20 protein-coding genes, 19 tRNA genes and 3 rRNA genes are annotated in these 25459 nt (G+C 41.9%); 5 read left to right on the top strand and 37 right to left on the bottom strand.

Annotation, left to right across the window (positions count from 1 at the left end; all coding sequences use genetic code 11):
- Position 1 precedes the first annotated feature (1 nt).
- From recQ to EQG49_RS10435, 3 genes are all read right to left on the bottom strand, one after another.
- Complete coding sequence (gene recQ / locus EQG49_RS10445; RefSeq protein WP_133363909.1) at positions 2-1795, bottom strand: DNA helicase RecQ; 1794 nt, start codon at positions 1793-1795, stop codon at positions 2-4.
- Positions 1796-1868: 73 nt separating this feature from the next.
- Positions 1869-3260 (bottom strand): aldehyde dehydrogenase, encoded by a 1392-nt coding sequence (locus EQG49_RS10440; protein ID WP_133363908.1) that lies wholly within the window; start codon positions 3258-3260, stop codon positions 1869-1871.
- 24 nt (positions 3261-3284) lie between these two features.
- Positions 3285-3479: a hypothetical protein gene (locus tag EQG49_RS10435; protein ID WP_133363907.1), complete on the bottom strand. Its 195-nt coding sequence runs from the start codon at positions 3477-3479 to the stop codon at positions 3285-3287.
- A gap of 199 nt (positions 3480-3678) precedes the next feature.
- Here EQG49_RS10435 and EQG49_RS10430 point away from each other — a divergent pair, with 199 nt between their 5' ends.
- Positions 3679-3921 (top strand): glutaredoxin domain-containing protein, encoded by a 243-nt coding sequence (locus EQG49_RS10430; RefSeq protein WP_133363906.1) that lies wholly within the window; start codon positions 3679-3681, stop codon positions 3919-3921.
- A 548-nt stretch (positions 3922-4469) separates the two neighbouring features.
- On the opposite strand, the gene EQG49_RS10425 is transcribed toward EQG49_RS10430, so the two are convergent.
- The 3 genes from EQG49_RS10425 to EQG49_RS10415 all read right to left on the bottom strand — a co-directional run bounded on the left by EQG49_RS10425 (position 4470) and on the right by EQG49_RS10415 (position 7372).
- On the bottom strand, positions 4470-5108 hold the full coding sequence (locus EQG49_RS10425) for a GyrI-like domain-containing protein (protein ID WP_133363905.1): 639 nt from the start codon (positions 5106-5108) through the stop codon (positions 4470-4472).
- A gap of 2 nt (positions 5109-5110) precedes the next feature.
- Positions 5111-6052 carry a Dyp-type peroxidase gene (locus tag EQG49_RS10420; RefSeq protein ID WP_133363904.1) on the bottom strand — a complete coding sequence of 314 codons (942 nt, stop codon included), beginning with the start codon at positions 6050-6052 and terminating at the stop codon, positions 5111-5113.
- Between the two features lie 252 nt (positions 6053-6304).
- The gene (locus EQG49_RS10415; RefSeq protein WP_133363903.1) at positions 6305-7372 is read right to left on the bottom strand and encodes a PTS sugar transporter subunit IIC; all 1068 of its coding nucleotides are present in this window, start codon (positions 7370-7372) and stop codon (positions 6305-6307) included.
- 273 nt (positions 7373-7645) lie between these two features.
- Between EQG49_RS10415 and EQG49_RS10410 the strand changes: the two genes are divergently transcribed.
- Entirely contained in the window at positions 7646-7876 is a 231-nt protein-coding gene (locus EQG49_RS10410; RefSeq protein ID WP_133363902.1) for a hypothetical protein, read from the top strand.
- Between the two features lie 14 nt (positions 7877-7890).
- Entirely contained in the window at positions 7891-8097 is a 207-nt protein-coding gene (locus EQG49_RS10405) for a hypothetical protein (RefSeq protein ID WP_133363901.1), read from the top strand.
- Between the two features lie 79 nt (positions 8098-8176).
- Here EQG49_RS10405 and EQG49_RS10400 read toward each other — a convergent pair whose 3' ends face one another.
- Together EQG49_RS10400 and EQG49_RS10395 are read right to left on the bottom strand one after the other, a co-directional pair.
- Positions 8177-8941, bottom strand: coding sequence for a CpsD/CapB family tyrosine-protein kinase (locus tag EQG49_RS10400; RefSeq protein ID WP_133363900.1), 765 nt, complete (start codon positions 8939-8941; stop codon positions 8177-8179).
- A gap of 11 nt (positions 8942-8952) precedes the next feature.
- On the bottom strand, positions 8953-9810 hold the full coding sequence (locus tag EQG49_RS10395; RefSeq protein ID WP_133363899.1) for a YveK family protein: 858 nt from the start codon (positions 9808-9810) through the stop codon (positions 8953-8955).
- Between the two features lie 320 nt (positions 9811-10130).
- Between EQG49_RS10395 and EQG49_RS10390 the strand changes: the two genes are divergently transcribed.
- Entirely contained in the window at positions 10131-10727 is a 597-nt protein-coding gene (locus EQG49_RS10390; protein WP_133363898.1) for a DUF1054 family protein, read from the top strand.
- A 75-nt stretch (positions 10728-10802) separates the two neighbouring features.
- Here the strand turns inward: EQG49_RS10390 and EQG49_RS10385 are convergent, their stop codons facing one another.
- Positions 10803-11528 carry an MIP/aquaporin family protein gene (locus EQG49_RS10385; RefSeq protein WP_133363897.1) on the bottom strand — a complete coding sequence of 242 codons (726 nt, stop codon included), beginning with the start codon at positions 11526-11528 and terminating at the stop codon, positions 10803-10805.
- 296 nt (positions 11529-11824) lie between these two features.
- On the opposite strand from EQG49_RS10385, the gene EQG49_RS10380 reads away from it, so the two are divergent.
- Positions 11825-12580: an NADP-dependent (R)-specific alcohol dehydrogenase gene (locus EQG49_RS10380; RefSeq protein ID WP_133363896.1), complete on the top strand. Its 756-nt coding sequence runs from the start codon at positions 11825-11827 to the stop codon at positions 12578-12580.
- A 278-nt stretch (positions 12581-12858) separates the two neighbouring features.
- Here EQG49_RS10380 and EQG49_RS10375 read toward each other — a convergent pair whose 3' ends face one another.
- The 28 genes from EQG49_RS10375 to EQG49_RS10240 all read right to left on the bottom strand — a co-directional run bounded on the left by EQG49_RS10375 (position 12859) and on the right by EQG49_RS10240 (position 25345).
- Complete coding sequence (locus EQG49_RS10375; protein ID WP_133363895.1) at positions 12859-13590, bottom strand: DnaD domain protein; 732 nt, start codon at positions 13588-13590, stop codon at positions 12859-12861.
- Between the two features lie 192 nt (positions 13591-13782).
- The gene (gene asnS, locus EQG49_RS10370; protein WP_133363894.1) at positions 13783-15078 is read right to left on the bottom strand and encodes an asparagine--tRNA ligase; all 1296 of its coding nucleotides are present in this window, start codon (positions 15076-15078) and stop codon (positions 13783-13785) included.
- 227 nt (positions 15079-15305) lie between these two features.
- Positions 15306-15824: a cell wall elongation regulator TseB-like domain-containing protein gene (locus tag EQG49_RS10365; RefSeq protein WP_133363893.1), complete on the bottom strand. Its 519-nt coding sequence runs from the start codon at positions 15822-15824 to the stop codon at positions 15306-15308.
- A gap of 281 nt (positions 15825-16105) precedes the next feature.
- Positions 16106-16179, bottom strand: a tRNA-Met gene (locus EQG49_RS10360).
- 36 nt (positions 16180-16215) lie between these two features.
- Positions 16216-16305 (bottom strand) — tRNA-Ser (locus EQG49_RS10355).
- A 35-nt stretch (positions 16306-16340) separates the two neighbouring features.
- A tRNA-Glu gene (locus EQG49_RS10350) sits at positions 16341-16412 on the bottom strand.
- 42 nt (positions 16413-16454) lie between these two features.
- Positions 16455-16542 (bottom strand) — tRNA-Ser (locus EQG49_RS10345).
- A 47-nt stretch (positions 16543-16589) separates the two neighbouring features.
- A tRNA-Ile gene (locus tag EQG49_RS10340) sits at positions 16590-16663 on the bottom strand.
- 4 nt (positions 16664-16667) lie between these two features.
- A tRNA-Gly gene (locus EQG49_RS10335) sits at positions 16668-16738 on the bottom strand.
- A gap of 37 nt (positions 16739-16775) precedes the next feature.
- Positions 16776-16848: transfer RNA gene (locus EQG49_RS10330), tRNA-Phe, on the bottom strand.
- Between the two features lie 23 nt (positions 16849-16871).
- A tRNA-Asp gene (locus EQG49_RS10325) sits at positions 16872-16945 on the bottom strand.
- A 2-nt stretch (positions 16946-16947) separates the two neighbouring features.
- Positions 16948-17021 (bottom strand) — tRNA-Met (locus tag EQG49_RS10320).
- A 39-nt stretch (positions 17022-17060) separates the two neighbouring features.
- Positions 17061-17150: transfer RNA gene (locus EQG49_RS10315), tRNA-Ser, on the bottom strand.
- Between the two features lie 40 nt (positions 17151-17190).
- Positions 17191-17264, bottom strand: a tRNA-Ile gene (locus EQG49_RS10310).
- Between the two features lie 17 nt (positions 17265-17281).
- Positions 17282-17355: transfer RNA gene (locus EQG49_RS10305), tRNA-Met, on the bottom strand.
- Positions 17356-17380: 25 nt separating this feature from the next.
- Positions 17381-17454: transfer RNA gene (locus EQG49_RS10300), tRNA-Pro, on the bottom strand.
- 39 nt (positions 17455-17493) lie between these two features.
- Positions 17494-17567: transfer RNA gene (locus tag EQG49_RS10295), tRNA-Arg, on the bottom strand.
- A gap of 8 nt (positions 17568-17575) precedes the next feature.
- Positions 17576-17661: transfer RNA gene (locus EQG49_RS10290), tRNA-Leu, on the bottom strand.
- Between the two features lie 24 nt (positions 17662-17685).
- Positions 17686-17757 (bottom strand) — tRNA-Gly (locus EQG49_RS10285).
- Positions 17758-17763: 6 nt separating this feature from the next.
- Positions 17764-17836: transfer RNA gene (locus EQG49_RS10280), tRNA-Thr, on the bottom strand.
- 49 nt (positions 17837-17885) lie between these two features.
- Positions 17886-17958, bottom strand: a tRNA-Lys gene (locus tag EQG49_RS10275).
- A gap of 2 nt (positions 17959-17960) precedes the next feature.
- Positions 17961-18033, bottom strand: a tRNA-Val gene (locus tag EQG49_RS10270).
- Between the two features lie 13 nt (positions 18034-18046).
- Positions 18047-18163: ribosomal RNA gene (gene rrf / locus EQG49_RS10265) — 5S ribosomal RNA — on the bottom strand.
- Positions 18164-18252: 89 nt separating this feature from the next.
- Positions 18253-21172 (bottom strand): 23S ribosomal RNA (locus EQG49_RS10260).
- 253 nt (positions 21173-21425) lie between these two features.
- A 16S ribosomal RNA gene (locus tag EQG49_RS10255) occupies positions 21426-23000 on the bottom strand.
- Together the 16S, 23S and 5S rRNA genes with 19 tRNA genes alongside form the textbook arrangement of a ribosomal RNA operon.
- A gap of 619 nt (positions 23001-23619) precedes the next feature.
- The gene (locus EQG49_RS10250) at positions 23620-23976 is read right to left on the bottom strand and encodes a hypothetical protein (RefSeq protein WP_133363892.1); all 357 of its coding nucleotides are present in this window, start codon (positions 23974-23976) and stop codon (positions 23620-23622) included.
- Positions 23977-24018: 42 nt separating this feature from the next.
- Positions 24019-24384, bottom strand: a complete 366-nt coding sequence (locus EQG49_RS10245; protein WP_133364577.1) for a CvfD/Ygs/GSP13 family RNA-binding post-transcriptional regulator — start codon at positions 24382-24384, stop codon at positions 24019-24021.
- Positions 24385-24757: 373 nt separating this feature from the next.
- The gene (locus EQG49_RS10240) at positions 24758-25345 is read right to left on the bottom strand and encodes a peptidylprolyl isomerase (RefSeq protein ID WP_133363891.1); all 588 of its coding nucleotides are present in this window, start codon (positions 25343-25345) and stop codon (positions 24758-24760) included.
- Between the last annotated feature and the right edge of the window lie 114 nt (positions 25346-25459).

Genomic DNA, 25459 nt, shown 5'->3' with positions numbered 1-25459 from the left:
ATTAAAGCTCTTCATTCAAAACTGCCAAAAATTCGCCGCCGTACTGATCGGCTTTCTTTTCACCAATACCACTAACATCGAGGAGTTCATTTAGTGTTGTCGGGTGCGCACGAACTAAATTCATTAGTACCTGATCAGAGAAAACCATGAACGGTGGAATGCCTTTTTCACGCGCAATTTCTAAACGTAATTCACGGAGTTTTTCAAACATTGGTCCACCCGCTTCAGTCTTAACCCGAGGATTACTAGTTCCAGATACCTTGCGTTGTTCACGCTGCATGACGGTCTGTTCCCCCTTCAAGACATCGGCACCAGTTGTTGATACCTGTAAACCATTGAATTCACCAGCCACATTTAAATACCCATCAGCTACTAAGGAATCGACAAATGCATTCAAGTTTTTCAATGTCCAACGATCCATCAAGCCATAGGTTGGCAACTCATCAAAATGTGTCCAAGCCATATTTTCTGGTAAACGGCCACGTAACACATTCACGACTTGTGTCCGACTGTATGTTCCGTTAGTTTTGCTGTTCATCCGGATAATGTTACTCATGACTTTTTGCGCCGCTTCGGTCATATCCACAAGTTCACGCGTATCAGTACAATTACTACACTTGCCACAGTTTTCCATGTCTTGCCCGAAATACTGAATAATATAACGTTGTAGACACATTGCGGTTGAGGCAAAGTTAGTCATTTCGCGTAACTTAGTAAGTTCATTTTGGCGATATTCTGGTTCTTGGTTATCACTATTATCAATAAAGAAACGTTGTAACCGAATATCGGCTGATGAGTAAAGCAAAATTGATTCACTTGGTAAACCATCACGACCGGCACGGCCAATTTCTTGATAATAGCTTTCGATACTGCCAGGCATCGTCAAGTGGATAACGTAACGGACATTGGTTTTATTAATTCCCATCCCAAACGCATTTGTTGCTACGATAACATCTAGTTCATCATACAAGAAATCATTTTGCGCTTGTTCCCGTTCCGCATCACCCATCCCAGCATGATAACGTCCCGCTTTAATCCCACGCGCCTTTAGAATTGCTGCAAGTTCATCGACTTTTTTCCGCGTTCCCGCATAAATAATACCGACATCTTCTTGATGCTCCGCAACATAATCGACGATGAAACGTTGTTTTTCCGAATTAGACAGGCCTTTTTCAATCTTAATCGCTAAATTCGCCCGGGCAAAACCGGTTTTAACGGTCGCTTCAATGTGCAAAATTCGTTCCAAATCCGCTTGCACCCGTTCTGTCGCGGTCGCAGTCAGCGCCATCACGTTTGGCAAATTAGCTAAATTATCAATTGCGGCAACCGCCCGTAAATAACTAGGCCGAAAATCATGCCCCCACTGTGATAAGACGTGGACTTCATCAATCACGACCAAATCCAATGGTAACCGTTGAATTAACTGATAAAAATACGGATCATCTAACCGTTCTGGTGCCACAAAAAAAAGCTTGTACGCTTCATGTTCTAACCCATCAATCCGTTCTTGATACTCCGCGGTTGTCAGCGAACTATTAATCATCGTCGCACTAATTCCCGCCGTCACCAATTCATCAACTTGATTCTTCATCAAGGAAATTAGTGGTGAAACAACCATCGTAATTCCGTCCAACATCAATGCTGGAATTTGATAAGTGATTGATTTCCCACCACCAGTTGGCATGATTCCAAGTGTTCGTTTACCAGCTAACACAGCGTTGATAATATCAGCTTGGCCCTCACGGAAATCGTCATAACCATAAACAGTTTTTAATACTTCTTGTGCTGTTTGCATACGCCCCCCACTTTCGAAAGTTTTATTGATTCCAGTATACTAATCAATCCAGCTAGCAACAAGCACAGCTAGCCTATTTATAAATCCACTTCACTATTTTTAACTGCTTTAAATTATATGGTGGGAAAATCAATCGAATTGGGAATTTAGTCGAGCTCTTCAAAACTCCCCGTTCATGACTGAATGTATTAAAACTGTGTTCACCATGATAATTTCCGATACCAGCTGGACCAACACCACCAAATGGTAAATTAGGATTAGTAATATGCATAATCGTGTTATTCACACATGCCCCACCAGATGAAATTTCATGCAAAACTTGGTCTGCACTTTTTTTATTTTCTGTGAAGACATATAACGCCAGTGGTTTTGGTAATGTCTTAATTTGGGTAATTGCATCTGCTAAACTAGTAAAAGTCACAATCGGCAATACCGGTCCGAAAATTTCATCCTGCATTAATGCCGCAGAAAAATCGTCAACTTCGGCTAGAGTTGGTTCAATATAGCGAGTTACCGCATTTCTTTTACCACCTGCCACAATATGTGTTGATGAATCATCTAGTAAGCTAGTTACACGGTTAAACTGCTTATCACTAATCATCCGCGCAAAACTCTTACTTTGCTCAATATCATCGCCATAAAATGTTTTCAGTGCTAATTTCATCTCGGTAATTAACTGCGCTTTAACATCCTGATGGACCATTAGATAATCAGGAGCAATACACGTTTGGCCCGAATTAATTGTCTTCCCCCAAATAATCCGTTCAGCGGCCACTTTTAAATTAGCCGTTTCATCAACTATTACGGGGCTTTTTCCACCCAACTCCAATGTAACTGGCGTCAAATGTTTGCTAGCCGCTGCCATCACAATTTTACCGACTGGGACTGAACCGGTGAAAAAGATATAGTCGAACGGTTGCGCTAGTAATGCCGTATTCGTCGCAACTGCGCCTTCAACAACCGCAATAAATTCATCGGTAAATATTTCATGAATCATGGTTGCTGCCACCCGTGAAAAATTAGCGGAGATTTCTGATGGCTTTAAGACCGCTGTATTCCCTGCCGCAATTGCTCCGATTAATGGTTCAAATAACAATTGATATGGGTAATTGTATGGTCCAATAATCAAGGCACTCCCGTAAGGTTCCCGAACGATGTAGCTTTTCGCCGGAAAATTCACAACAGGTGTTACCACTTTATGGGGCTTCATCCATTTTTTTAGTTGTTTAAGCATAATATCAATACTGTGGTAACTCAAACCAATTTCCGTCATATATGATTCATTTTCACATTTACCTAAATCTTGGTTCAAAGCTTCAATAAATTGTGCTTCATATTTTTTTAATCCCGCTTTTAATTTTCGTAATTGTTCAACCCGAAAAGCTAACGGCTTAGTCACTTGTGTTTGAAAATACTGGTGCTGTCTTGCCAATAAACTCGCAGCTTCATTAACTGTCATTTCCATTTAAGCCCACGACCTTTCTCGCTGTTATTTACTCAAATAACTATGATTTTGGACAACGACGCCAAATTTTGTCTTATCATATGGTTCACCATTTTTAATTTGCTCATCACGATACCGTTTGTAGGCAATCTGTTGGGCAAATGTCCGTTTAATCCGTGGTTGCTTTAATTGTTGCGCAACTGATTGATTGTGTTTTAATTTTTTCTTGTTAAATTTCATTTAATTGCTCCACTAGTTTTTAATCACTTAACATCTTAACTTTACGCATTGCGTCTTCTAATTTTACCATGAATATCATTTTCCACACCAAGTACGTGCGAACAATCTTCCCCAGCTAATATCTTCTAGGCACATTTACACGCAAGTCACAATTTATTCGTACTTACCCACTATAATAGAATTATGGAGGTGCTAAACTATGATGAAACTTTATACTAAAAATACGTGTGATGGTTGTAACGCTACAAAAGAACTATTGCGGGCAAATGATGTCACTTTTGAAGAAATTAGCTTGGACGAAAATCCGCATCACTGGGCTCGTTTCCGTGAACTTGGCATGGTACAAGCACCGATTGTAATTGCTGGTGAAGGCGAAAAGCAACAAATGTTTTGCGGTTATCAGCCTTCAGCAATTTCACGCTTAATTGCTGAATTGTCATAAAAAGATTTGCATTAAGACATATTGCGACGACAACCGCGGGTAATAATCCGTGTAGTTTCGCAAAAAAAGTAGACCCGATTCCACCTATTATGAAGGAATCGGGTCTACTAATGTGCTTAAATATTTTGGGTAACCTAATTCATTACATGATGTAACTCATTCATTATCAACGCGACAACTTCAAACTTAACCGCATATAATGCGACACAACCCAAAACTAAAGCCGCCTTGTGATGTGCTAACCACCATTTGATATTTAGATATAAAACCCGGCTCCGTGATAATTCACTTGCGGGTAGGTCAATCGCCGCCACAATGCTAAATTCTGTGCACTTTGCATCACAGATGTACTTGTTGCCTTTTTGGTGAATATCACCACCGCACCGCGGACAGTGCATGTTAGTTATATCTAAAACTGCTTGTTTTTTAATTTTGCCAAGCCCCCTATCGGTTATTTCAAATGATTATAATTCCATTTTAAATAAATAGCACATGATACGTCTCAAAATATCAAGATAGTTGAACTTAGCGCATCGATTGATGGGGCCTCATTTACGGATGACATTGACTCGTAAAATCGTTTTTTGTTTATCGGCCGCCACACGTTTAGGATCAGATAAATAGATTTCCTTGTGCGTAAAACTCGTCCGTTCATAGCCATTATCAGCTAACCACAAATCTAATTTGGCAAATGTCGCTGCCTCACTATCAAATGTTCCCGTGTGTAAAACTTGTGCAACCAATCCTTCGTCAATCTTTGTAAAACTCATTTGTTCAGCTAACTCGGGTGAAATCTTTTTAGTTGCCAAAGCTAACCCTTGAGCGAACACGGCCTCATCAACAAAATCGGGTTGTTTCATCATTAGTGTATAACTAAAGTCATCCTTAGTCAGGGTTACTTTAGTTTTTCCTTGTGTCTCAGAAGCATAACTCCATACGGCCTCTAACGGATAAACAGTGTAATCATAGGCTCCCGGAAATTCAATTCCTTTTTTGGGTGCCATTTTAATTGCATAACTCACAGCATATAACGCCGCAACTTGTGCTGCAAAAACGGGATTATCATTTGGATTCCCGCTTCCTTGCAGCATAATGAATTTTTGTGCCGGTAGTTGGGTGATTGTTGGCGTTGCTTTCAACCAATAAATATCTGCTTCACGTTTACGCCATTCGTATTTATCCGCCATTATTATAAATCTCCATCAGCAATACGGGCTAACACTGATTTTGATGGGATGAAAAAAGCAGTCCCAGTTGTAACCTCTGAGAAATCCAGTAGTCGGTCATTTTGTTCAACCATCCGCGTAAGCATTTGTTTAACAATCCAATAATGCCGCATATACGCAATGAAATATGTCCCAGCTGTGCCAGCCGCCGCATCAGCGAATGGTACATTCATCCGGACAATTTTTTGCTCCTCACCATCAACTTCGAGTTTCGCCACCACGTTATGCGCGCGCGGATCTTTTTCTTCATCTTCAAGCTCTAAGTCATTCATCTTTTGGCGCCCAATATACTTTTCTTGCATTTCGACTTTGAAGGCATTCCAAGTTTCCATGTCATGGACATATTGTTGCGCAAAGGCATATGACCCGTTGATAAATTCTCGATCTTCATCCCCAATCAGACCATACTCGGCGGATTGTGAACCATCTGGATTTTCAGTACCATCAATAAAACCAATAATTGCCCGGCCCTCAAAATAACGGAAGCCTTTAGTTTCATCAACAACCGTCGTAACTGCGCGTAAAAATGTCATAAATTGTGACATTACCTCATACACCACCGCTTCATCATGTGCCCGCACATGAAAAAACAAATCTCCTGGTGTACCCGGCATCGTATGATCAGGCCCCGTTAAATCTGTGAACGTTTCAAGTTCTGCCGGTTTATTAGCAGTTGGAAATAAATAGTCCCAAGCGTCGCTGCTAAAACCAAATGCCACACGTAAATCTGCTTTTTGCGCCCGAATATTCATACTATTAATAATTGATGGAAAACGATCCGCAAAGTTTTGAATTGCTTCTAATTCTGCTGCGCGATCCTCACGTTTCAACATCAACGTTGTAAATAAAATTTGTTCACCTGCGTCTTTGTATGCATCTTGTGCATCTGCTAATTCAATAGGCATTTTTATTTCCCCCTGGTCGTAGTTATTTAGTTTAACAATATTTTTTATTACTTCCATTTTATCATTTTCATTAAACTCGCCAAAATGTTATGACCGAATTTCACAGATTTGTCTTATTTCACGTGAAATGTTCTTAATCAGCTGTATTGAAAAAGGGCTGGAACGAAAATCGTTCCAACCCGGAAATAAGCTTCATTAACGTGGAACAAAAGGCCGAAACTGCCTTTCCCTCACTTCTCATCGCATAATATTTTATTCTAATGTTATCTTTAAATCTTCCGGCTTAATTAATCCTAATTTATTAATAAACACATATTTCAAAGCACATGCTAAGGCAACTGGTAAGATACCAAAGACTAAGACAATGCTTATCAGGGCTTGTGTACCTCCACCGGCCGTTGTATAGGCAGTGATTGGTCCAATCAACCCGGCAAATCCAAATCCAGCTGAGTAGGCCGTTCCTTCAATGTTGAAGAGTGTCGCCACGCCACCCATAATACCGGCACCAATCAATGGCGCAATGAACAGCTTAGGTTTCGTCAATAGATTAGCCATTTGGACTTTAGGTGAACCAAGGAACGTTGCCAAGCTTGCACCAATTGGATTAACGCTACTACCCATTGCAGCCAAGGTGAATGCAGCAACGACAATCCCGGCATTCGCCGCACCAGAACCAATTCCAGCTAACCCAATTGCCGTTGCAATCCCAACAGATGACAGTGGCGAGAGAATCAAGAACGCAAATGCTGCGCCTAAGACAATTCCCATCACAATTGGCGTTAATGCTGTCGCAGTAGTTACCATTTGGCCAACGATGGTTTGCACCGCCGCCATCGGTGCAAGTGTGAGTAAACCAAAGCCACCAGCCACGATAATTACGAGCAATGGTTGGATTAACATTTTAAAATGACCAAAACTATTTTTTATGGCAATAGTCATTCCGGTTGCCACAAAGATTACCAATAAAATGTTTAAAATCACCCCGGTTCCACCAATTACCATACCATTAGGGGTTTGCGTTACTACCCCGGCTGAAACGAACGCTGCCAGCGCAATCGAGGCTGCATCAATCACTGCTAGTTTTAAAATCGCCGCTACTGCAAACGCGCTCACAACCGGCAATAAACTCTGTGCTAAACTGACCATAAATCCAGCTTGGGTTGCCCATTGAGCATCCCCGAATAATTTCAATAATGAACTAATCAACGCCGCTGGAATTAGCGTGATTACAATACCTAAACTTTCACCATTTAAAACGTCTACCACGAACTTACCAAGGTTTGGTTTTGTCCGTGCCGTTGCTTGTGCAGATACATCCATATATTCATACCTCTTTTAATATTGTATAGGGGGTAAACAGAACAAAATTAAGTTTAACGATTACTACCTTTAAACACAATGAATTATTTGTGCAGTTTTCTAGTAGAAGTTTCGTAGCATGAAATAATTATATCGCTTATAAAATTCATAAATACCGTCATCTTCGCATAAATACGCGTGAGGTTAACGCGCTGCACTATTTTTATGGTACACTCTAGGATAGCGTATTGGTAAATACATAGATTTTTATGCAATTAATTTGGAGGAACAACAATGTTTTCATTAACTTTAAAAAATAATAGCACCGGTGGTACCCAAAACTTCACGGATATTCCTGAAGTAATTGTCCACACGCGTCACCGTGCCAAGCGGTTAGATGATACACGCAAGATTTTACAAGCTGTTTTAGCTGATAATGCTGCAAGTATCGAATTCAAAGCCAATGGTAAGAAATTCAACAAGTCATTAACCGAATTCACTTTAACTAATTTAGATCGTAATTAAGAAGGAGCTACAACATGACCAACTCAATGAAAAAATCACAAAACGTCAATACCGGTGTATTACACAATTCAAAAGCCAAAATGAATGGCAATACATTCACTAACAAACTTGATAAAGTTAACAAAACCGCTAACGATGAATTCGTAATGGATAAAGCTAACAAGAGTAAGACTGACGTTGCGCGGATGTTACGCGAAAAATACGCAAAAAAGAACAAATAACATAACAATTCATAAATCCACTTGTGATATCAAAAAAGGTCTTCGGAATAATTAATTCCGAGGACCTTTTTTGTATTTTTTACTTTTCAGAACCATAGCCGTAACCGTAGCCATAGCCGTAACCATATCCATAACCGTGGCGATGACCGCTATCCGTATCTAACAAGACAAAGCCCAAAATGTTAGCCTTTGAAAGTTCTAACATTTCCTTTGTGCGTTGCACAGCTGATTTTTCCGTCCGGTTTGATGAAATCACCACAACCACGCCATCAACATTTTCACCTAACACTTGAGCATCAGTCACAGCAAGCATTGGTGGCACATCTAACACAATCACATCATACATATCCCGTAATTGTTCAATCAACTGACTCATTCGTTGTGAATTCAACATATCAGCCGGATTTGGTGGGACTGGACCAGCTGTCAACACTGACAGATTAGCCACAAACGTTTGTTTAACGTAGTCTTTGATGTCAGCATCTTCAGCGGCCAAATAGTTGGTTAAACCCTTCAAATTATCCGTATCAAAAGTCATGTGAATTGTTGATCGACGTAAATCGCCATCAATAATCAATACTTTTTTACCTTCTTGGGCCCAAGTAACTGCTACGTTTGCTGAGACTGTTGATTTCCCATCCCCTAAATTGGCAGATGTGAACATCACGACCTTAAAGTTTTCAACATTCACTGATGTAAAACCAAGGTTAGTCCGCACTGTCCGATATTGTTCTGATGCGACTGCCTTTGGTTCGGCAACCGTAATGAGCTTGGCCCCATTTTCTTGGGTTTCATGTATCAGATCTGTTTTTTTGAAAATCTTATTTATTAATTTATTAGCCATTTTTTCACCCATTAGATCCGCTTTTCGCTGGTAGTATCGTCTTCAGCAACTTGTTTACTTGGTCGTGGATCAGTTTTCATTTCGTTCACGTAATTAACAACACCCAAGTTAGTCATACCAAGTTCATCAGTTAAGAAGCTCAAGTCTTTAACTGTCTTATCCGTTAATTCACGTAAGAAGGCAATTGCTAACCCAATAAACAATCCTAATACCACCCCTGCAGCTGCAATCAGCTTCACATTTGGTGATACCCGATTAGGATTTGGGGTTGCTTCAGAGACAATTGTCACGTTGTTGATTGACATGATTTGGCTAATTTTTTCTTTAAATATTTTGGCCACGCCATTTGCAATTGCCACTGCCTTATCTGGGTCAGTTGTCGTTACGTTAATGGCAAAGACTTGTGAGTTTTGTTGGTTCGTAATTGTAATATCGCTTTGCATTTCGCCAACCGACACATCATAAGGCTTAGCAGTTGGCTCCGTCACTGCTGGGGTTCCTGGTTGGACCAGCACTTTCTTCCCCTTAACAGTTTTATACTTTGCCTTAACAGCTGGTTTAATCATTTTACCATCAGGATTTGAAATGGCTTGTTGCGCATCGGTCAAAATCACGGGGCTCGTGATGATATCTTTATATGTGTTAATCATGTTAACATCCGCTTGTTGATCCATCGTTGTAGCGCCTTGATTATTTGCCTCAGCTTTCCGGTTAACTAATAATTGCGCCTGAGCAGCGTACTTAGGGGTTAACCCAAATTGTGCGACACCAAATGCCACCACTGCTAGTAAAATTCCTAAACTAATAATCAGTGCCAAATGTTTACGAATAATCGCCCAAATTTGACTAAGTTCTAATACGTTATCCATTGATATACTCCATTTTCATTTCGTGCCACAACGCCTTAATTTTGGGCACGGTTAACTTTTAAATACCGACCTTAAGTATAGGCAAAATATTACCATTCGACAAGGTTTTCTCAGCGGTTCACAAGAAATTGTGTAAACTTAATCACATTGTAATCTAATTACGCTTCAATTCCTTTATCATCGCAAATAAAATGACCTAATTGGTGGCGAAAATATGAATAATTAGTGTGCTTTTTGCTACCTTTTTATAACCATCTTCCCCCAATTTTTGATATGATTAACGAAAATAGCTTATGCTTAAGAAAGGATATTATTAAATTATGTTTATTGATAGTGATTTTGACGTTTTTACTGACCCAACTTTAGCTGGACGCTTAAGTAAAATTCGGGCGGTGATTGATCCTAAATTTAGCGAGTTTGGGGTCCAAGCCGTTACGCTCTTAAATACCGGCCAACAGGATTGGTATGCCCATGTAGCTAAACACGCTCGGCGTACTGTTTACCCACCAGATGTCACATGGATGGGGATTGCCCCCAATAAGCGTGGTTACAAAATGATGCCCCACTTTCAACTAGGCATGTGGCACGATTGTATTTTTATCTATTTAGCCGTCCTTGAAGACGCTAAAGCAAAAACTCCCGAATTAGTTCAAAAAATGCAGGCAATTTCTGCCGATATAACGGCACTTCCGTCAGACTTTCAAATTACTGGGAACCACATGGAAGAAACGATTGTCCCACTCAATCCCACCAACCTTGAGCACCTGTTAACCCTTTTTGCCACACGTAAACATAGCGAATTGCTTGTTGGCCGTGTAATCAAGCGCACCGATGCACTCATTGGAACTGAACAGTTAAACACGCTTCTACTTGAAACGCTGCGTACCCTAATTCCGATTTATGAAAAAATTCGGTAATAATTTGACTCAGCATACACAAAAGGCACCATTTCTCTAAATTAATGAGAAATGGCGCCTTTTTAATAACTGTGCTTATTTAATGAAAAACAATTTCCAAAGTTCAGTAGCTAAAATACCACCAAGGATTGGTGCAACCACTGGGACTAATGCATAGTGCCAGTGTGAATCTTCTTTATGTTTCAAAGGGAACAATGAGTGCACAATCCGAGGACCTAAGTCACGAGCGGGGTTCAAACCAGGACCAGTTGGGCCACCAAGTGAGATGACCAAAGTCATAACTAAGAATCCTAAAGCAACTGAATCAACTCGCGCGTCAATCTTGTCAGCAGTCATCCCTAAGGCACCAAAGACCAAGACAAAGGTTCCGATAAATTCATTAACGAAACCATTAAAGTGACTCTTGGCCGCATCAGTAGTGGCAAAAGTTCCCAACACTGCTAAAGTATCAGTCGTTTTGTCATAGTATGGCTTGTACGCTGCAACCACTAATAGTTGACCAACCATAGCCCCAAGCATTTGTGCCGTGATATATGGCAACACTTCATTCCATGGGAACATCCCAGAAACTGCTAAACCAATTGTAAATGCCGGATTGATTTGGCTCCCAGAAATAGTTGAGAACATCATGGCTGGTACCATAACCCCAATCCCATAACCTAAACCAATCAAAATCCAACCACCGTGGTGGCCTTTAGTATTCGCTAGGTCAACGTTAGCAACCGCCCCATTACCTAACAATACAAGTAACATTGTCCCGAAAAATTCTGCCACGAGACGTGTCATAAGTGGATAATCCATATAACCCTCCAATAAATGCTAAATAAAATAAATGTATCTTTGTAGTGTAGCACCCTCATCGCGACACGACAATTGTTTAGCTCGTTCTGATACAAGATTGTCATAATATATTATAAATACTTAGTTTATCTATCACCCAAGACTTATATCTATAACTAATCACCGCTCGATTTGTGAATAAAACGCAAAGTTTGTGTAGTTTTTGCGTGAATATGGAAACGCTTCCAAAAATATCTGTTAAGGTGTAAGTAACACAAATTTTAAAACACACTATCTATTTTGGAGGAATTTATTACATGACTGGACGTTTAGAAGGAAAAGTTGCAATTGTTACTGGTGGAACACTCGGAATTGGCTTGGGCGTTGCTCAAGAATTCGTAAAGCAAGGTGCTAAGGTGGTTATCACTGGTCGTCGCCAAGCTGTTGGTGAAGAAGCGCTTAAGGAAATTGGTGACGAATCAGTTGCTCGTTTCGTACAACATGATGCTTCAGATGAGCAAGGCTGGATTGATTTGTTCAAGCAAACTAAGGAATGGTTCGGTACTGCTAACGTTGTTGTTAACAATGCTGGTGTCGCCCTTGGTAAGAATATCGAAGATACTACTTTTGAAGAATACCGCGCATTGATGTCAGTTAACATGGATGGTGTATTCTTGGGTACTAAGTACGGTGTTCAAGAAATGAAGAACAATGGTGGTGCTTCAATCATCAACATGTCATCAATCGAAGGTTTCGTTGGTGATCCTAGCTTGGCTGCTTACAATGCATCTAAGGGTGGCGTACGGATTATGTCTAAGTCAGTTGCCTTGCACTGTGCCTTGAACGACTTAGAAGTTCGTTGTAACACTGTTCACCCTGGTTACATCAAGACTCCACTTGTTGATGCCCTTCCAGGTGCTGAAGAAGCCCAATCACAACGTACTCAAACACCAATGGGACACATCGGCGAACCTTCAGATATCGCCCACATCTGTGTCTACCTTGCATCAGAAGAATCAAAATTTGCAACTGGTTCAGAATTTGTAGTTGATGGTGGCTACTTAGCTCAATAAGCTAATATAAAAAATTTAAAAATAAAACCCCAATTACTCCTTCAAAAGGTAGTAGTTGGGGTTTTTGATAATTGTAAATATTATTAAAAAATTTATTCAGAACACCTAAGCAGATCAAAGCCTCGTTTTGCCACTAAACAAGCCGCCTACACGTTTTAAATATACTTAGTAGGTATTTTCCCGCATACGTATAATTAGCGCGCTGGGCTTGCTTAACAGCTTTATTTTTGAAGCCAGACAATTCACTAATTTTCCAAAAAATACAATTGTGTGATGTGTTAATTATTTTCAGGGTGAAAAATGTCCACTAACGGTATTTCGTGAATCCGAATTTGTGGTTTACCATTTTTTTGATTATTATTCTTACCCATCTGCAATTTGCGTTCACTGCGATGCCTTTCAACTTCAGCCGCAGTACGAATATTGTTTTGTTGCCAATTAACTAGGATTTGTTGAATGTATTTGAAATTATAGACCCCATTCAAAACAGCTTCCTTTAAGGCCAATAAAATCATTTCCGGCGTGAAATGTTCTTCATCCAACCACTTCCCCACAGTTTGTAATTCAAATGACGATAGTGGGCGCCGGAATTCACTCTCAACAGTTGCGAATACTTCTTGTCGAGCATTTTTTGAACCCGGCGCACTGATAGCTGCCGTAGTAACTGGTAATTCAGTTTGGGGTAAATCTAACAGTCTGCGAATTAGCCCATCAAATGATAATTTTTCAATCGTTTGCCCATTGGCATTCTTACTATTCGTTAACTCGGCTAACCCTTGTTGAATTAATCCATTCAGGTCGTTAGCCACTGTATTTTGCGTTAAATGTAACGTATTCGCAATTGCTTGCAAATCTGGGAACGTCCCACCTTGATCTAAAATCCGCTTAGCTTGTAAGTAAATTAAAAACTGTTCATTGGTCATTCCTAATTCGGCATAACGTAACAACAGATAATTGTTAACGGTCGTTTCGCCGGCGTGAATGTATTCTTCAATTTTTGGTTGATCCATTTAGGTACACCCCTTTTGTACAATATCTTTATTCCATTGTACATCATATCAATCCAAACCATAGTTGCAAGGCAATTTTATGTTCGCTCCACTCACCACCTGCTGTTTTACTTAAATTTGCCAGATTCACGATAGTAATCCACGAAAAAAAGATTAACCAATTGGCTAATCTTTTTTGATGTAATTTTAATATTATGGGCGTAAACGGTTAATTGTGCGTGGGAATGGAATTGCTTCACGAATGTGTTCAATACCAGTAATCCACGTAACTGCACGTTCAAGTCCAAGACCGAATCCTGAGTGAGGTACTGAACCATACTTACGTAAATCCAAGTACCATTCATATTCGTCCAAGCTCAAGCCTTGTTCTTCAATCCGCGCCTTCAAGTAATCATAATCGGTATCACGTTCTGAACCACCGATAATTTCACCATAACCTTCTGGTGCAAGCAAATCAGCTGAAATAACAACATCATCGCGCAATGGGTGCCGCTTCATGTAAAACGCCTTAATTGCCTTAGGGTAGTTTAAGATAAAGACTGGCTTGTCGAAGTGATTTGCCAAGAAAGTTTCTTCTGGTGAACCAAAATCAACACCCCATTCAATATCAAAATCATTTTCTTGCAGTAACTTAACAGCATCATCATATGACACGCGTGGGAATGGTAATTGTGTGTACTTACGCAACGTTTCGATATCACGGTCTAACAACTTCAATTCGTAGGCGTTGTGATCAATAACATTTTGTACCAAGAATGCAATGTAACGTTCTTGAACTTCAAGACTTTCTTCTTGGGTTGTCCAAGCCATTTCTGGTTCAATCATCCAAAATTCAGTTAAGTGACGACGGGTTTTTGACTTTTCTGCCCGGAACGTTGGGCCAAAAGTAAATACCTTACCATAGGCCATTGCACCGGCTTCAGCGTATAATTGACCAGTTTGGGATAAGAAAGCTGGTTGTCCGAAGTAATCCGTTTCAAACAATTCTGTTGTACCTTCTGGTGCTGAACCAGTCAGGATTGGTGCATCTAACTTAGTAAAGCCTTCTTGGTTAAAGAATTCGTAAGTCGCACGAATAATTTCGTTACGAATCTTCATGATTGCGAATGGCTTTTGGTGACGGAGATATAAGTGACGGTTGTCCATCAAGAATTCTGTTCCGTGTTCCTTTGGTGTAATTGGGTATTCATCAGAATCACCAATCAATTCAATGGCAGAGACTTCAATTTCATAACCAAAGTGCGAACGCGCATCTTCATGAATCGTCCCCGTAATTTTAATTGAACTTTCTTGCTTCAATTCCTTAGCAAGTTCAAAAATTTCATCACCAACTTTTGCCTTCACCACAACACCTTGGAAATAAGCCGTGCCATCACGCAATTGCAAGAAAGCAATCTTTCCGCTTGAACGTTTGTTAGTTAACCATGCGCCAATGACAACTTCTTCATCAACGTGTTTACCAGCATCAATAATATTAATAGTTTCCATGTTTTTTATATCCTTTATAAATTCGTTATATAAATCAAACTCAATAGTTTCTTTATTCGGTTACGATCAGTATGCTTATAACCAGAAATTTCCTGCTCCAGCTTAAAATAGCATAAATCCCTGCGATGGTCAAAATTTTCGGGTCTTTATCACCTAAGCAACAAAGACCACCAGATTGACCCGATCACCCAGATTCTTGTACAGTACCATATTGTCACCTAACCTTTTTACAAGTTTTGAATCAATTTTAACTCTTTACCATCCGTAAATTGTAACGTTACAAAATTAAGGTTATTTTTTTGATTAGTAAATGAAACATCCCATGCCGGATATCCCTTATACAAGGTTAAACCAATCGATAAGACCTTTTTAGGCTTATATTCTGCCCATACTCGGTTAACCACCTGCTGATAACTCAAACCATCTTTCAACATTACGGTTGTTGCAGCTTTTGGATTAGGTTTCTTTTGTGCCGGCATAATCACTGCAATCTGTTGTTTCTTTTTATTCTCACCAATAACTGAATAATACACGGTATTTCTTTTTGAAACTAAGAAATCGCTTGGCTCCGTAAGCCCTACTTTAGCAGCTATCGGTTCGTACTTTTCACGCGCGTTACGTGCTGGGCTCAGCGCTTTACCAAAGATAATCAGCACGCCAATAACGATAACTAATATAATTCCAATGGTAATTAACCATCGACTTACAATATGGTGTCGTCGATACAAGTTCTGGCGTAATTGCATAATACTCTCCCTCATAGCTCATTATACTTTGCAAATCTATTTGAACCTAAATATTCGAACTGTACTAGTTGGCAAATTACCGCTCCAACTAAGACAACTTAACTAGTTAATAATTATACCAAAAATCCAGCCCAACGGCGTAAGAAATCCACTGTCTAAAGCACTTCTTAACTAACTGTCAACTAAACGTAGCACTTCTCAAATGTTAACGCCATTTGTGCCCACTAAAAAAACTATTTTAGATACGAAAAAAGATAGACCTAAGCCTATCTTTTAGAATATTGCGGGAGCTGGATTTGAACCAACGACCTTCGGGTTATGGGCCCGACGAGCTACCAGACTGCTCCATCCCGCGATAATATTAAGTTAACAACTACAAAGTAATTGTCCAAGGAGGATGAGAGATTCGAACTCTCGCGCCGGTTTCCCGACCTGATGGTTTTCAAGACCATTCCCTTCAGCCAGACTTGGGTAATCCTCCAAAAGCTATGAAGCAAAATATAAAATATTTTGCGATGTCCCGTACGGGATTCGAACCCATGTTACCGCCGTGAAAGGGCGGTGTCTTAACCACTTGACCAACGGGACAAAACAATTAAAAATTATGAACCTGTCAACCTTTCGATTGAACGGAGAAGGAGAGATTCGAACTCTCGCACCGGTTTCCCGATCTACACCCTTAGCAGGGGCGCCTCTTCAGCCACTTGAGTACTTCCCCAAAACCAAGCTACACGTACGTTTTCAACGTATCGCTCGAATTTAGTATGGGCCTAAATGGACTCGAACCATCGACCTCACGCTTATCAGGCGTGCGCTCTAACCAGCTGAGCTATAGGCCCATAAAGCGAATGACGGGAATCGAACCCGCGTATCGAGCTTGGAAGGCTAGCGTTCTACCATTGAACTACATTCGCATTATTACATTAAATTTTAAGAAATAAATTTCTTAAATGGCGCTGGACGGAATCGAACCGCCGACACATGGAGCTTCAATCCATTGCTCTACCAACTGAGCTACAGAGCCATAGTGCTTTTAAAATGTTGCAACGGTCACAACGGGACTCGAACCCGTGATCTCCCGCGTGACAGGCGGGCGTAATAACCAACTATACCATGCGACCAATTGCGGGAGCTGGATTTGAACCAACGACCTTCGGGTTATGGGCCCGACGAGCTACCAGACTGCTCCATCCCGCGATAATATTAAATTAACAACTACATTAAGTAATTGTTTAAAGGAGGATGAGAGATTCGAACTCTCGCGCCGGTTTCCCGACCTGATGGTTTTCAAGACCATTCCCTTCAGCCAGACTTGGGTAATCCTCCATAAAACTATAAGAGCCTACTAACATTAAAAAATATTAGATGGACCTTGTAGGACTCGAACCTACGACCAGACGGTTATGAGCCGTCGGCTCTAACCAACTGAGCTAAAGGTCCGTGGTATGTGAGTCTAATCGCGGCGGGGGGGATCGAACCCTCGACCTCCCGGGTATGAACCGGACGCTCTAGCCAGCTGAGCTACACCGCGAATTAGATAATCCTAAGACTATCTATCGGGAAGACAGGATTCGAACCTGCGACCCCCTGGTCCCAAACCAGGTGCTCTACCAAGCTGAGCTACTTCCCGAAAAAACTATTTAAAATATGAATAATAAAAATTATTCAATGCACCTAGCAGGAGTCGAACCTGCAACCTTCTGATTCGTAGTCAGACACTCTATCCAATTGCGCTATAGGTGCATAATAAATGCCGAGGACCGGGATCGAACCGGTACGGTGATCACTCACCGCAGGATTTTAAGTCCTGTGCGTCTGCCAATTCCGCCACCCCGGCAAAAACCATTGTGAATTGACACAAAGCGAAAGACGGGATTCGAACCCGCGACCCCCACCATGGCAAGGTGATGTTCTACCACTGAACTACTTTCGCAAGAAGTGCCGACTAAAGGATTCGAACCTTCGACCCTCGCTTTACAAGAGCGATGCTCTGCCAGCTGAGCTAAGTCGGCGTAATACTATTAAATTTTAATACATCATATCAAGTTTTTCAACTCGATATGAGCCGGGCGGGGCTCGAACCCGCGACCCACGGATTAAAAGTCCGTTGCTCTACCAACTGAGCTACCGGCTCAATGGAAGATACAGGGCTCGAACCTGTGACCCTCTGCTTGTAAGGCAGACGCTCTCCCAACTGAGCTAATCTTCCGAAAAAATATAAAGCATGGCGACGTCCTATCCTCGCAGGGAGCGATCCCCCAACTACTTTTGGCGCTACAGAGCTTAACTTCTGTGTTCGGCATGGAAACAGGTGTATCTTCTGCGCTATCGCCACCACACTTATTTTTTCATGAGAAATATGAAACTTAATCTCTCAAAACTGAATACTATCATTTATTACTTAATTAACCTTACCGGACACCACTTCGTGGTTAAGTCCTCGACCGATTAGTATTAGTCCGCTCCATGCATCACTGCACTTCCACTTCTAACCTATCTACCTCATCATCTTTGAGGGGTCTTACTTTCATAAAGAAATGGGAAATCTCATCTCGAGGCGAGTTTCACACTTAGATGCTTTCAGCGTTTATCTCATCCATACATAGCTACCCAGCGATGCTCCTGGCGGAACAACTGGTACACCAGAGGTATGTCCATCCCGGTCCTCTCGTACTAAGGACAGCTCCTCTCAAATTTCCTGCGCCCGCGACGGATAGGGACCGAAAACTGTCTCCACGAACGTTCTGAACCCAGCTCGCGTACCGCTTTAAATGGGCGAACAGCCCAACCCTTGGGACCGACTACAGCCCCAGGATGCGATGAGCCGACATCGAGGTGCCAAACCTCCCCGTCGATGTGGACTCTTGGGGGAGATAAGCCTGTTATCCCCAGGGTAGCTTTTATCCGTTGAGCGATGGCCCTTCCATGCGGAACCACCGGATCACTAAGCCCTACTTTCGTACCTGCTCGACTAGTCAGTCTCACAGTCAAGCTCCCTTATGCCTTTACACTCTACGAATGATTTCCAACCATTCTGAGGGAACCTTTGGGCGCCTCCGTTACCTTTTAGGAGGCGACCGCCCCAGTCAAACTGCCTGCCAGACACTGTCTTCCACCACGATTAGTGGTGTGAGTTAGAGTGGTCATACAGCGAGGGTAGTATCCCACCAACGCCTCAATCGAAACTAGCGTCCCGATTTCTACGGCTCCTACCTATCCTGTACAAGCTGCACAAACACTCAATATCAAGCTACAGTAAAGCTCCATGGGGTCTTTCCGTCCTGTCGCGGGTAACCCGCATCTTCACGGGTATTTAAATTTCACCGAGTCTCTCGTTGAGACAGTGCCCAGATCGTTACGCCTTTCGTGCGGGTCGGAACTTACCCGACAAGGAATTTCGCTACCTTAGGACCGTTATAGTTACGGCCGCCGTTTACTGGGGCTTCAATTCTGACCTTCGCCGAAGCTAAGCCATCCTTTTAACCTTCCAGCACCGGGCAGGCGTCAGCCCCTATACGTCATCTTACGATTTTGCAGAAACCTGTGTTTTTGATAAACAGTCGCCTGGGCCTATTCACTGCGGCTGACCTTGCGGTCAGCACCCCTTCTCCCGAAGTTACGGGGTCATTTTGCCGAGTTCCTTAACGAGAGTTCTCTCGCACACCTTAGGATTCTCTCCTCGACTACCTGTGTCGGTTTGCGGTACGGGCAAATGTATTCTAACTAGAAGCTTTTCTCGGCAGCGTGAAATCATGAACTTCCCTACTTAAATTTCGGTCCTCATCATCGCTTGTCCTTGAAGATAAAAGCATTTGACTCTTATCAAGACTTACGATTTAAACGCACATATCCAGCAGTGCGCATTCATTATCCTTCTGCGTCCCTCCATTGTTCAAACAAATACACCTGGTTACAGGAATATCAACCTGTTATCCATCGACTACGCCTCTCGGCCCTCGCCTTAGGTCCCGACTAACCCTGGGAGGACGAGCCTTCCCCAGGAAACCTTAGTCATTCGGTGGACAGGATTCTCACCTGTCTTTCGCTACTCATACCGGCATTCTCACTTCTAAGCGCTCCACCAGTCCTCACGGTCTAGCTTCATTGCCCTTAGAACGCTCTCCTATCGCGCCACTTACGTGGCACCCGCAGTTTCGGTAATATGTTTAGCCCCGGTACATTTTCGGCGCAGAATCACTCGACTAGTGAGCTATTACGCACTCTTTAAATGGTGGCTGCTTCTGAGCCAACATCCTAGTTGTCTATGCAACTCCACATCCTTTTCCACTTAACATATATTTAGGGACCTTAACTGGCGGTCTGGGCTGTTCCCCTTTCGACGGTGGATCTTATCACTCATCGTCTGACTCCCGGACATAAATCAACGGCATTCGGAGTTTATCTGAATTTGGTAACCCGAGATGGGCCCCTAGTCCAAACAGTGCTCTACCTCCGTGATTCTAATTCCGAGGCTAGCCCTAAAGCTATTTCGGAGAGAACCAGCTATCTCCAAGTTCGTTTGGAATTTCACCGCTACCCACACGTCATCCCAGCCTTTTTCAACAGACACGGGTTCGGACCTCCAGTGCGTTTTACCGCACCTTCATCCTGCACATGGGTAGGTCACCTGGTTTCGGGTCTACAACAACATACTATATTCGCCCATTTCAGACTCGCTTTCGCTACGGCTCCGGTCTTTCCACCTTAACCTTGCATGTTATCGTAACTCGCCGGTTCATTCTACAAAAGGCACGCTATCACCCATTAACGGGCTCTAACTTATTTGTAAGCACATGGTTTCAGGAACTATTTCACTCCCTTCCGGGTGCTTTTCACCTTTCCCTCACGGTACTGTTCACTATCGTCACTAGGGAGTATTTAGCCTTGCGGAATGGTCCCCGCGGATTCCGACGGAATTTCACGTGCTCCGCCGTACTCAGGATCCAGAACGGAGGCTATAACATTTCGATTACGGGGCTATCACCCTCTCTAGCTCAACTTCCCAGTTGATTCATCTATGTTATAACTTGGTAACTCCAATGTTCTGTCCTAACAACCCTAGAAGCAAGCTTCTAGGTTTGGGCTCTTCCGATTTCGCTCGCCGCTACTACCGGAATCGATTTTTCTTTCTATTCCTGTTGCTAATGAGATGTTTCAGTTCACAACGTCTACCTTCATCCTGCCTATATATTCAGCAGGTGATAATTACTCACGTAATTGGGTTTCCCCATTCGGAAATCTCCGGATCAAAGCTTACTTACAGCTCCCCGAAGCATATCGGTGTTAGTCCCGTCCTTCATCGGCTCCTAGTGCCAAGGCATCCACCATGCGCCCTTATTAACTTAACCTAGTATCTTTCGATACGGTTAATTTTTGAGCGGTCAACTTGTTAGTTGACCTTTAAAGCGAGATAAAACTATTGTTTTAAAACTCAAAAAAACGCGATGTTCTCGGCTCAATTTAATAATATAAATATTAAAAATTGAATTGATTAATTAATTTAAATGATAGTATTCAGTTTTCAAAGAACAAGTTTGAGAGTAGACCTCTCAAAACTAAATAAAGTTTTGACAAATGTGTAAGTTTCCGTATTATCCTTAGAAAGGAGGTGATCCAGCCGCAGGTTCTCCTACGGCTACCTTGTTACGACTTCACCCTAATCATCTATCCCACCTTAGGCGGCTGGCTCCCGAAGGTTACCCCACCGACTTTGGGTGTTACAAACTCTCATGGTGTGACGGGCGGTGTGTACAAGGCCCGGGAACGTATTCACCGCGGCGTGCTGATCCGCGATTACTAGCGATTCCGACTTCATGTAGTCGAGTTGCAGACTACAATCCGAACTGAGAATGGCTTTAAGAGATTAGCTTAGCCTCGCGACTTTGCGACTCGTTGTACCATCCATTGTAGCACGTGTGTAGCCCAGGTCATAAGGGGCATGATGAATTTGAACGTCATCCCCACCTTCCTCCGGTTTGTCACCGGCAGTCTCACTAGAGTGCCCAACTTAATGCTGGCAACTAGTAATAAGGGTTGCGCTCGTTGCGGGACTTAACCCAACATCTCACGACACGAGCTGACGACAACCATGCACCACCTGTCACCTTGTCCCCGAAGGGAACGTCCTATCTCTAGGAGTGTCAAGGGATGTCAAGACCTGGTAAGGTTCTTCGCGTTGCTTCGAATTAAACCACATGCTCCACCGCTTGTGCGGGCCCCCGTCAATTCCTTTGAGTTTCAACCTTGCGGTCGTACTCCCCAGGCGGAATGCTTAATGCGTTAGCTGCGTCACTAAAGGGCGGAAACCCTCTAACAACTAGCATTCATCGTTTACGGTGTGGACTACCGGGGTATCTAATCCCGTTTGCTACCCACACTTTCGAGCCTCAGCGTCAGTTACAGTCCAGAGAGCCGCCTTCGCCACTGGTGTTCTTCCATATATCTACGCATTTCACCGCTACACATGGAGTTCCACTCTCCTCTACTGCACTCAAGTTATCCAGTTTCCGATGCAATCTACGGTTGAGGCCGTAGGCTTTCACATCAGACTTAAATAACCGCCTGCGCTCGCTTTACGCCCAAAATCCGGATAACGCTTGGGACATACGTATTACCGCGGCTGCTGGCACGTATTTAGCCGTCCCTTTCTGATAAGATACCGTCACTCAATGAACAGTTACTCTCACTGACGTTCTTCTCTTATAACAGTGTTTTACGACCCGAAAGCCTTCATCACACACGCGGCGTTGCTCCATCAGACTTTCGTCCATTGTGGAAGATTCCCTACTGCTGCCTCCCGTAGGAGTTTGGGCCGTGTCTCAGTCCCAATGTGGCCGATCAGTCTCTCAACTCGGCTACGTATCATTGCCATGGTGAGCCATTACCTCACCATCTAGCTAATACGCCGCGGGACCATCTCTTAGTGATAGCATAACCATCTTTTAAACTTGAACCATGCGGTTCTAATTGTTATACGGTATTAGCATCTGTTTCCAAATGTTATCCCCTGCTAAGAGGTAGGTTTCCCACGTGTTACTCACCCGTTCGCCACTGACTGCATTGTGATCAATCTCTCCGAGCAAGCTCTTCGATCATAATCACCACAGTCCGTTCGACTTGCATGTATTAGGCACGCCGCCAGCGTTCATCCTGAGCCAGGATCAAACTCTCAATTTAAAATTGAGTCTTGATGACTCTTTTGTTATCCTGAATCAATTACCGGGGAGGTAATTGATTCAATTTATTTGCGAAATTGACTTTTGCAAATCTGTACATCTTAGATTCAAAATCTAAGACCCTTACATCATTTGATTGTCAAAACTTTATTCAGTTTTCAAAGATCTACCGTGCTGCATAAGTAGCAGCAACGTTTATTTATATTACTCGTTTGACTTATGAAAGTCAACAACTAATTTAAATTATTTTTTCGTGCCGTTTGATTCGTTTGAACCAACTGACAACTTTAATATCTTATCAATTACACAAGTAGATGTCAATCATTAATTTCAATTAATTTTAACTGTGTAACCGCTTCATTGCTTTCACAACTATTTAATATTATCATCACGATTAAAAAAACGCAAGCATAAAAAATGAACAATTCCGACATTTTTATCCTTTGTGATCCACCCTGGCCGACGGTTATTGACTAACACCTTGATATATCAGCATTTCACCCGCTACCGATACTAGCTGCATGTTCTAAAACTACAATATCATTCTGTAAATATAAAAGACTTCAAACGACCTACTGGCATTTGAAGTCTTTTATAACGTATTGATCTTTTTTCATAGACTAAAGTAACTGCGGTGCAGTTCCCATATCTACAGTTTCTAATAATGAGTGCAATCCTGATGCTTGGACAAATTCAAAATTAGTACTATCCAATTGCACCTCTGCAAAATCTGTTGTTGTAAATACAAACAATGAACTCAACTTGTCATTGATTGTAACGCTTGTTAATTCATCTAATCGTAAGTCATCGATGACAAAATGTGGTTCCATCGCTGCAAGTAATGCTCCTAAGGCAGTATCACCTTCATGTGCATGCATCTTGGCTGTGAAAAAATCATAGTGATTATCATTATTTACTACTAAGTAATATGGCATTCCATCTTGAATGACCGCAATGGTTCCTGCAACAATTGACATAATAAGCAATTCCCTTCTAACGATACTGCACCAATAAAGTGCCTACTTTGTAATATTTTCGAGTGCTTCTTCTTTCCACCCATCCAACTGTTGTGCAATTGGTTTGAAACCAATCTCAGCACTACGTTTTGTCCAGTAGTGCTTCCGAACATATCCAACGTCAACTCTTTTAACTGTCGAAGCATGTGGCGTTTCAATGCAGCGCAATGACAAACTAATCTTTTGCGTATATTCATCAATATCCAAAACAACAACATCAATTACCTGGCCGACATGTAAAATGTCAGTGATACTACCAACAAAACCATATTTACACTCAGAAATATGAATTAATCCTTGGTGATGTTCATCTAAGCTAACGAACGCACCATATGGTTGAATTCCAGTCACACGTCCCCGGACATGCATCCCGATACGATACTCTGTCACAGCTAACCATCCTTTCTATAGAACCTATGTCTATTGTATCTTTAATTTAGTGCTGGCTATTTCCAGCTATGCTTTCATCAAGAAACAGTATACCCGTTCCCACTATAAAATGCTAATTAATCCCGTCAAAATTTCTGCCCAGCAATAACTCGTTAATTAATCCATTAGGCCATCTATGTAGCAGATTTTACAATCCATAACCACTTAAGCAAGATAGTGCTTCGTAATGTCATTGCGCAGTAACACACCACCGATGTCTTCTTTCTATATATTCGGAACCTAACTACACATATTGGGGCCAAAAAAAGAAGCACAACTCGTATAATTCTGAGTTGTACTTCTATATAGTAGATTATTCAGTAATATCGATGCTTTCGATTACAACATCGTCTACTGGCTTATCAGCATAGTCAGTCTTTACAGTTGCAATTTCGTTGACCTTATCCATCCCCGTAACTACTTGACCAAACACAGTGTGCTTGTGGTCAAGCCATGGAGTACCACCCTTAGTGCCATATGCTTCAACAACTTCGTCTGGGTAGTTTGCGGCTTTTAATTGAGACGCAAAGTTTGCTGGCATTTGTGATGCTTGCACAATGAAGAATTGTGATCCATTTGTAAATGGTCCACCATTCGCCATTGAAAGGGCACCGTTCAAGTTAAACAAATCATCTGAGAATTCATCTTCAAATGCATGACCCCAGATTGATTCGCCACCAAAACCAGTTCCTTCAGGATCGCCACCTTGGATCATGAAGTCTTTAATAATTCGGTGGAAAATCGTACCATCAAAGTAACCGGCTTTAGCGTGACCAATAAAGTTTTCAACGGCTTTAGGTGCTTGCGTTGGGAATAAGACAACTTCAATATCACCGTGGTTAGTGTGCAAAGTTGCTTTAGGACCAGCTGCATTGGCTGGATCAAGTTGTGGATAGTCCATAATTTATCATACCTCTAAATGTGATTTTTTTGTGATTTACATAAGTGTAACAAATTATCGTGTAAAAATCTGGTAAACTACTCTCAGATTAATAAAAAAGTTTTGGGAGAGAAA

This window comes from Periweissella cryptocerci (assembly GCF_004358325.1).
Lineage (GTDB): Bacteria > Bacillota > Bacilli > Lactobacillales > Lactobacillaceae > Periweissella > Periweissella cryptocerci.
Note: the sequence above shows the minus strand (reverse complement) of the source record. Positions and strands in the feature narration are given on the sequence as shown.

Bases quoted from the DNA above. Each gene is read 5' to 3' on its own strand.
- recQ (WP_133363909.1), bottom strand. From the start codon at position 1,795: ATGCAAACAGCACAAGAAGTATTAAAAACTGTTTATGGTTATGACGAT.
- EQG49_RS10440 (WP_133363908.1), bottom strand. From the start codon at position 3,260: ATGGAAATGACAGTTAATGAAGCTGCGAGTTTATTGGCAAGACAGCAC.
- EQG49_RS10435 (WP_133363907.1), bottom strand. From the start codon at position 3,479: ATGAAATTTAACAAGAAAAAATTAAAACACAATCAATCAGTTGCGCAA.
- EQG49_RS10430 (WP_133363906.1), top strand. From the start codon at position 3,679: ATGATGAAACTTTATACTAAAAATACGTGTGATGGTTGTAACGCTACA.
- EQG49_RS10425 (WP_133363905.1), bottom strand. From the start codon at position 5,108: ATGGCGGATAAATACGAATGGCGTAAACGTGAAGCAGATATTTATTGG.
- EQG49_RS10420 (WP_133363904.1), bottom strand. From the start codon at position 6,052: ATGCCTATTGAATTAGCAGATGCACAAGATGCATACAAAGACGCAGGT.
- EQG49_RS10415 (WP_133363903.1), bottom strand. From the start codon at position 7,372: ATGGATGTATCTGCACAAGCAACGGCACGGACAAAACCAAACCTTGGT.
- EQG49_RS10410 (WP_133363902.1), top strand. From the start codon at position 7,646: ATGTTTTCATTAACTTTAAAAAATAATAGCACCGGTGGTACCCAAAAC.
- EQG49_RS10405 (WP_133363901.1), top strand. From the start codon at position 7,891: ATGACCAACTCAATGAAAAAATCACAAAACGTCAATACCGGTGTATTA.
- EQG49_RS10400 (WP_133363900.1), bottom strand. From the start codon at position 8,941: ATGGCTAATAAATTAATAAATAAGATTTTCAAAAAAACAGATCTGATA.
- EQG49_RS10395 (WP_133363899.1), bottom strand. From the start codon at position 9,810: ATGGATAACGTATTAGAACTTAGTCAAATTTGGGCGATTATTCGTAAA.
- EQG49_RS10390 (WP_133363898.1), top strand. From the start codon at position 10,131: ATGTTTATTGATAGTGATTTTGACGTTTTTACTGACCCAACTTTAGCT.
- EQG49_RS10385 (WP_133363897.1), bottom strand. From the start codon at position 11,528: ATGGATTATCCACTTATGACACGTCTCGTGGCAGAATTTTTCGGGACA.
- EQG49_RS10380 (WP_133363896.1), top strand. From the start codon at position 11,825: ATGACTGGACGTTTAGAAGGAAAAGTTGCAATTGTTACTGGTGGAACA.
- EQG49_RS10375 (WP_133363895.1), bottom strand. From the start codon at position 13,590: ATGGATCAACCAAAAATTGAAGAATACATTCACGCCGGCGAAACGACC.
- asnS (WP_133363894.1), bottom strand. From the start codon at position 15,078: ATGGAAACTATTAATATTATTGATGCTGGTAAACACGTTGATGAAGAA.
- EQG49_RS10365 (WP_133363893.1), bottom strand. From the start codon at position 15,824: ATGCAATTACGCCAGAACTTGTATCGACGACACCATATTGTAAGTCGA.
- EQG49_RS10250 (WP_133363892.1), bottom strand. From the start codon at position 23,976: ATGTCAATTGTTGCAGGAACCATTGCGGTCATTCAAGATGGAATGCCA.
- EQG49_RS10245 (WP_133364577.1), bottom strand. From the start codon at position 24,384: ATGCATGTCCGGGGACGTGTGACTGGAATTCAACCATATGGTGCGTTC.
- EQG49_RS10240 (WP_133363891.1), bottom strand. From the start codon at position 25,345: ATGGACTATCCACAACTTGATCCAGCCAATGCAGCTGGTCCTAAAGCA.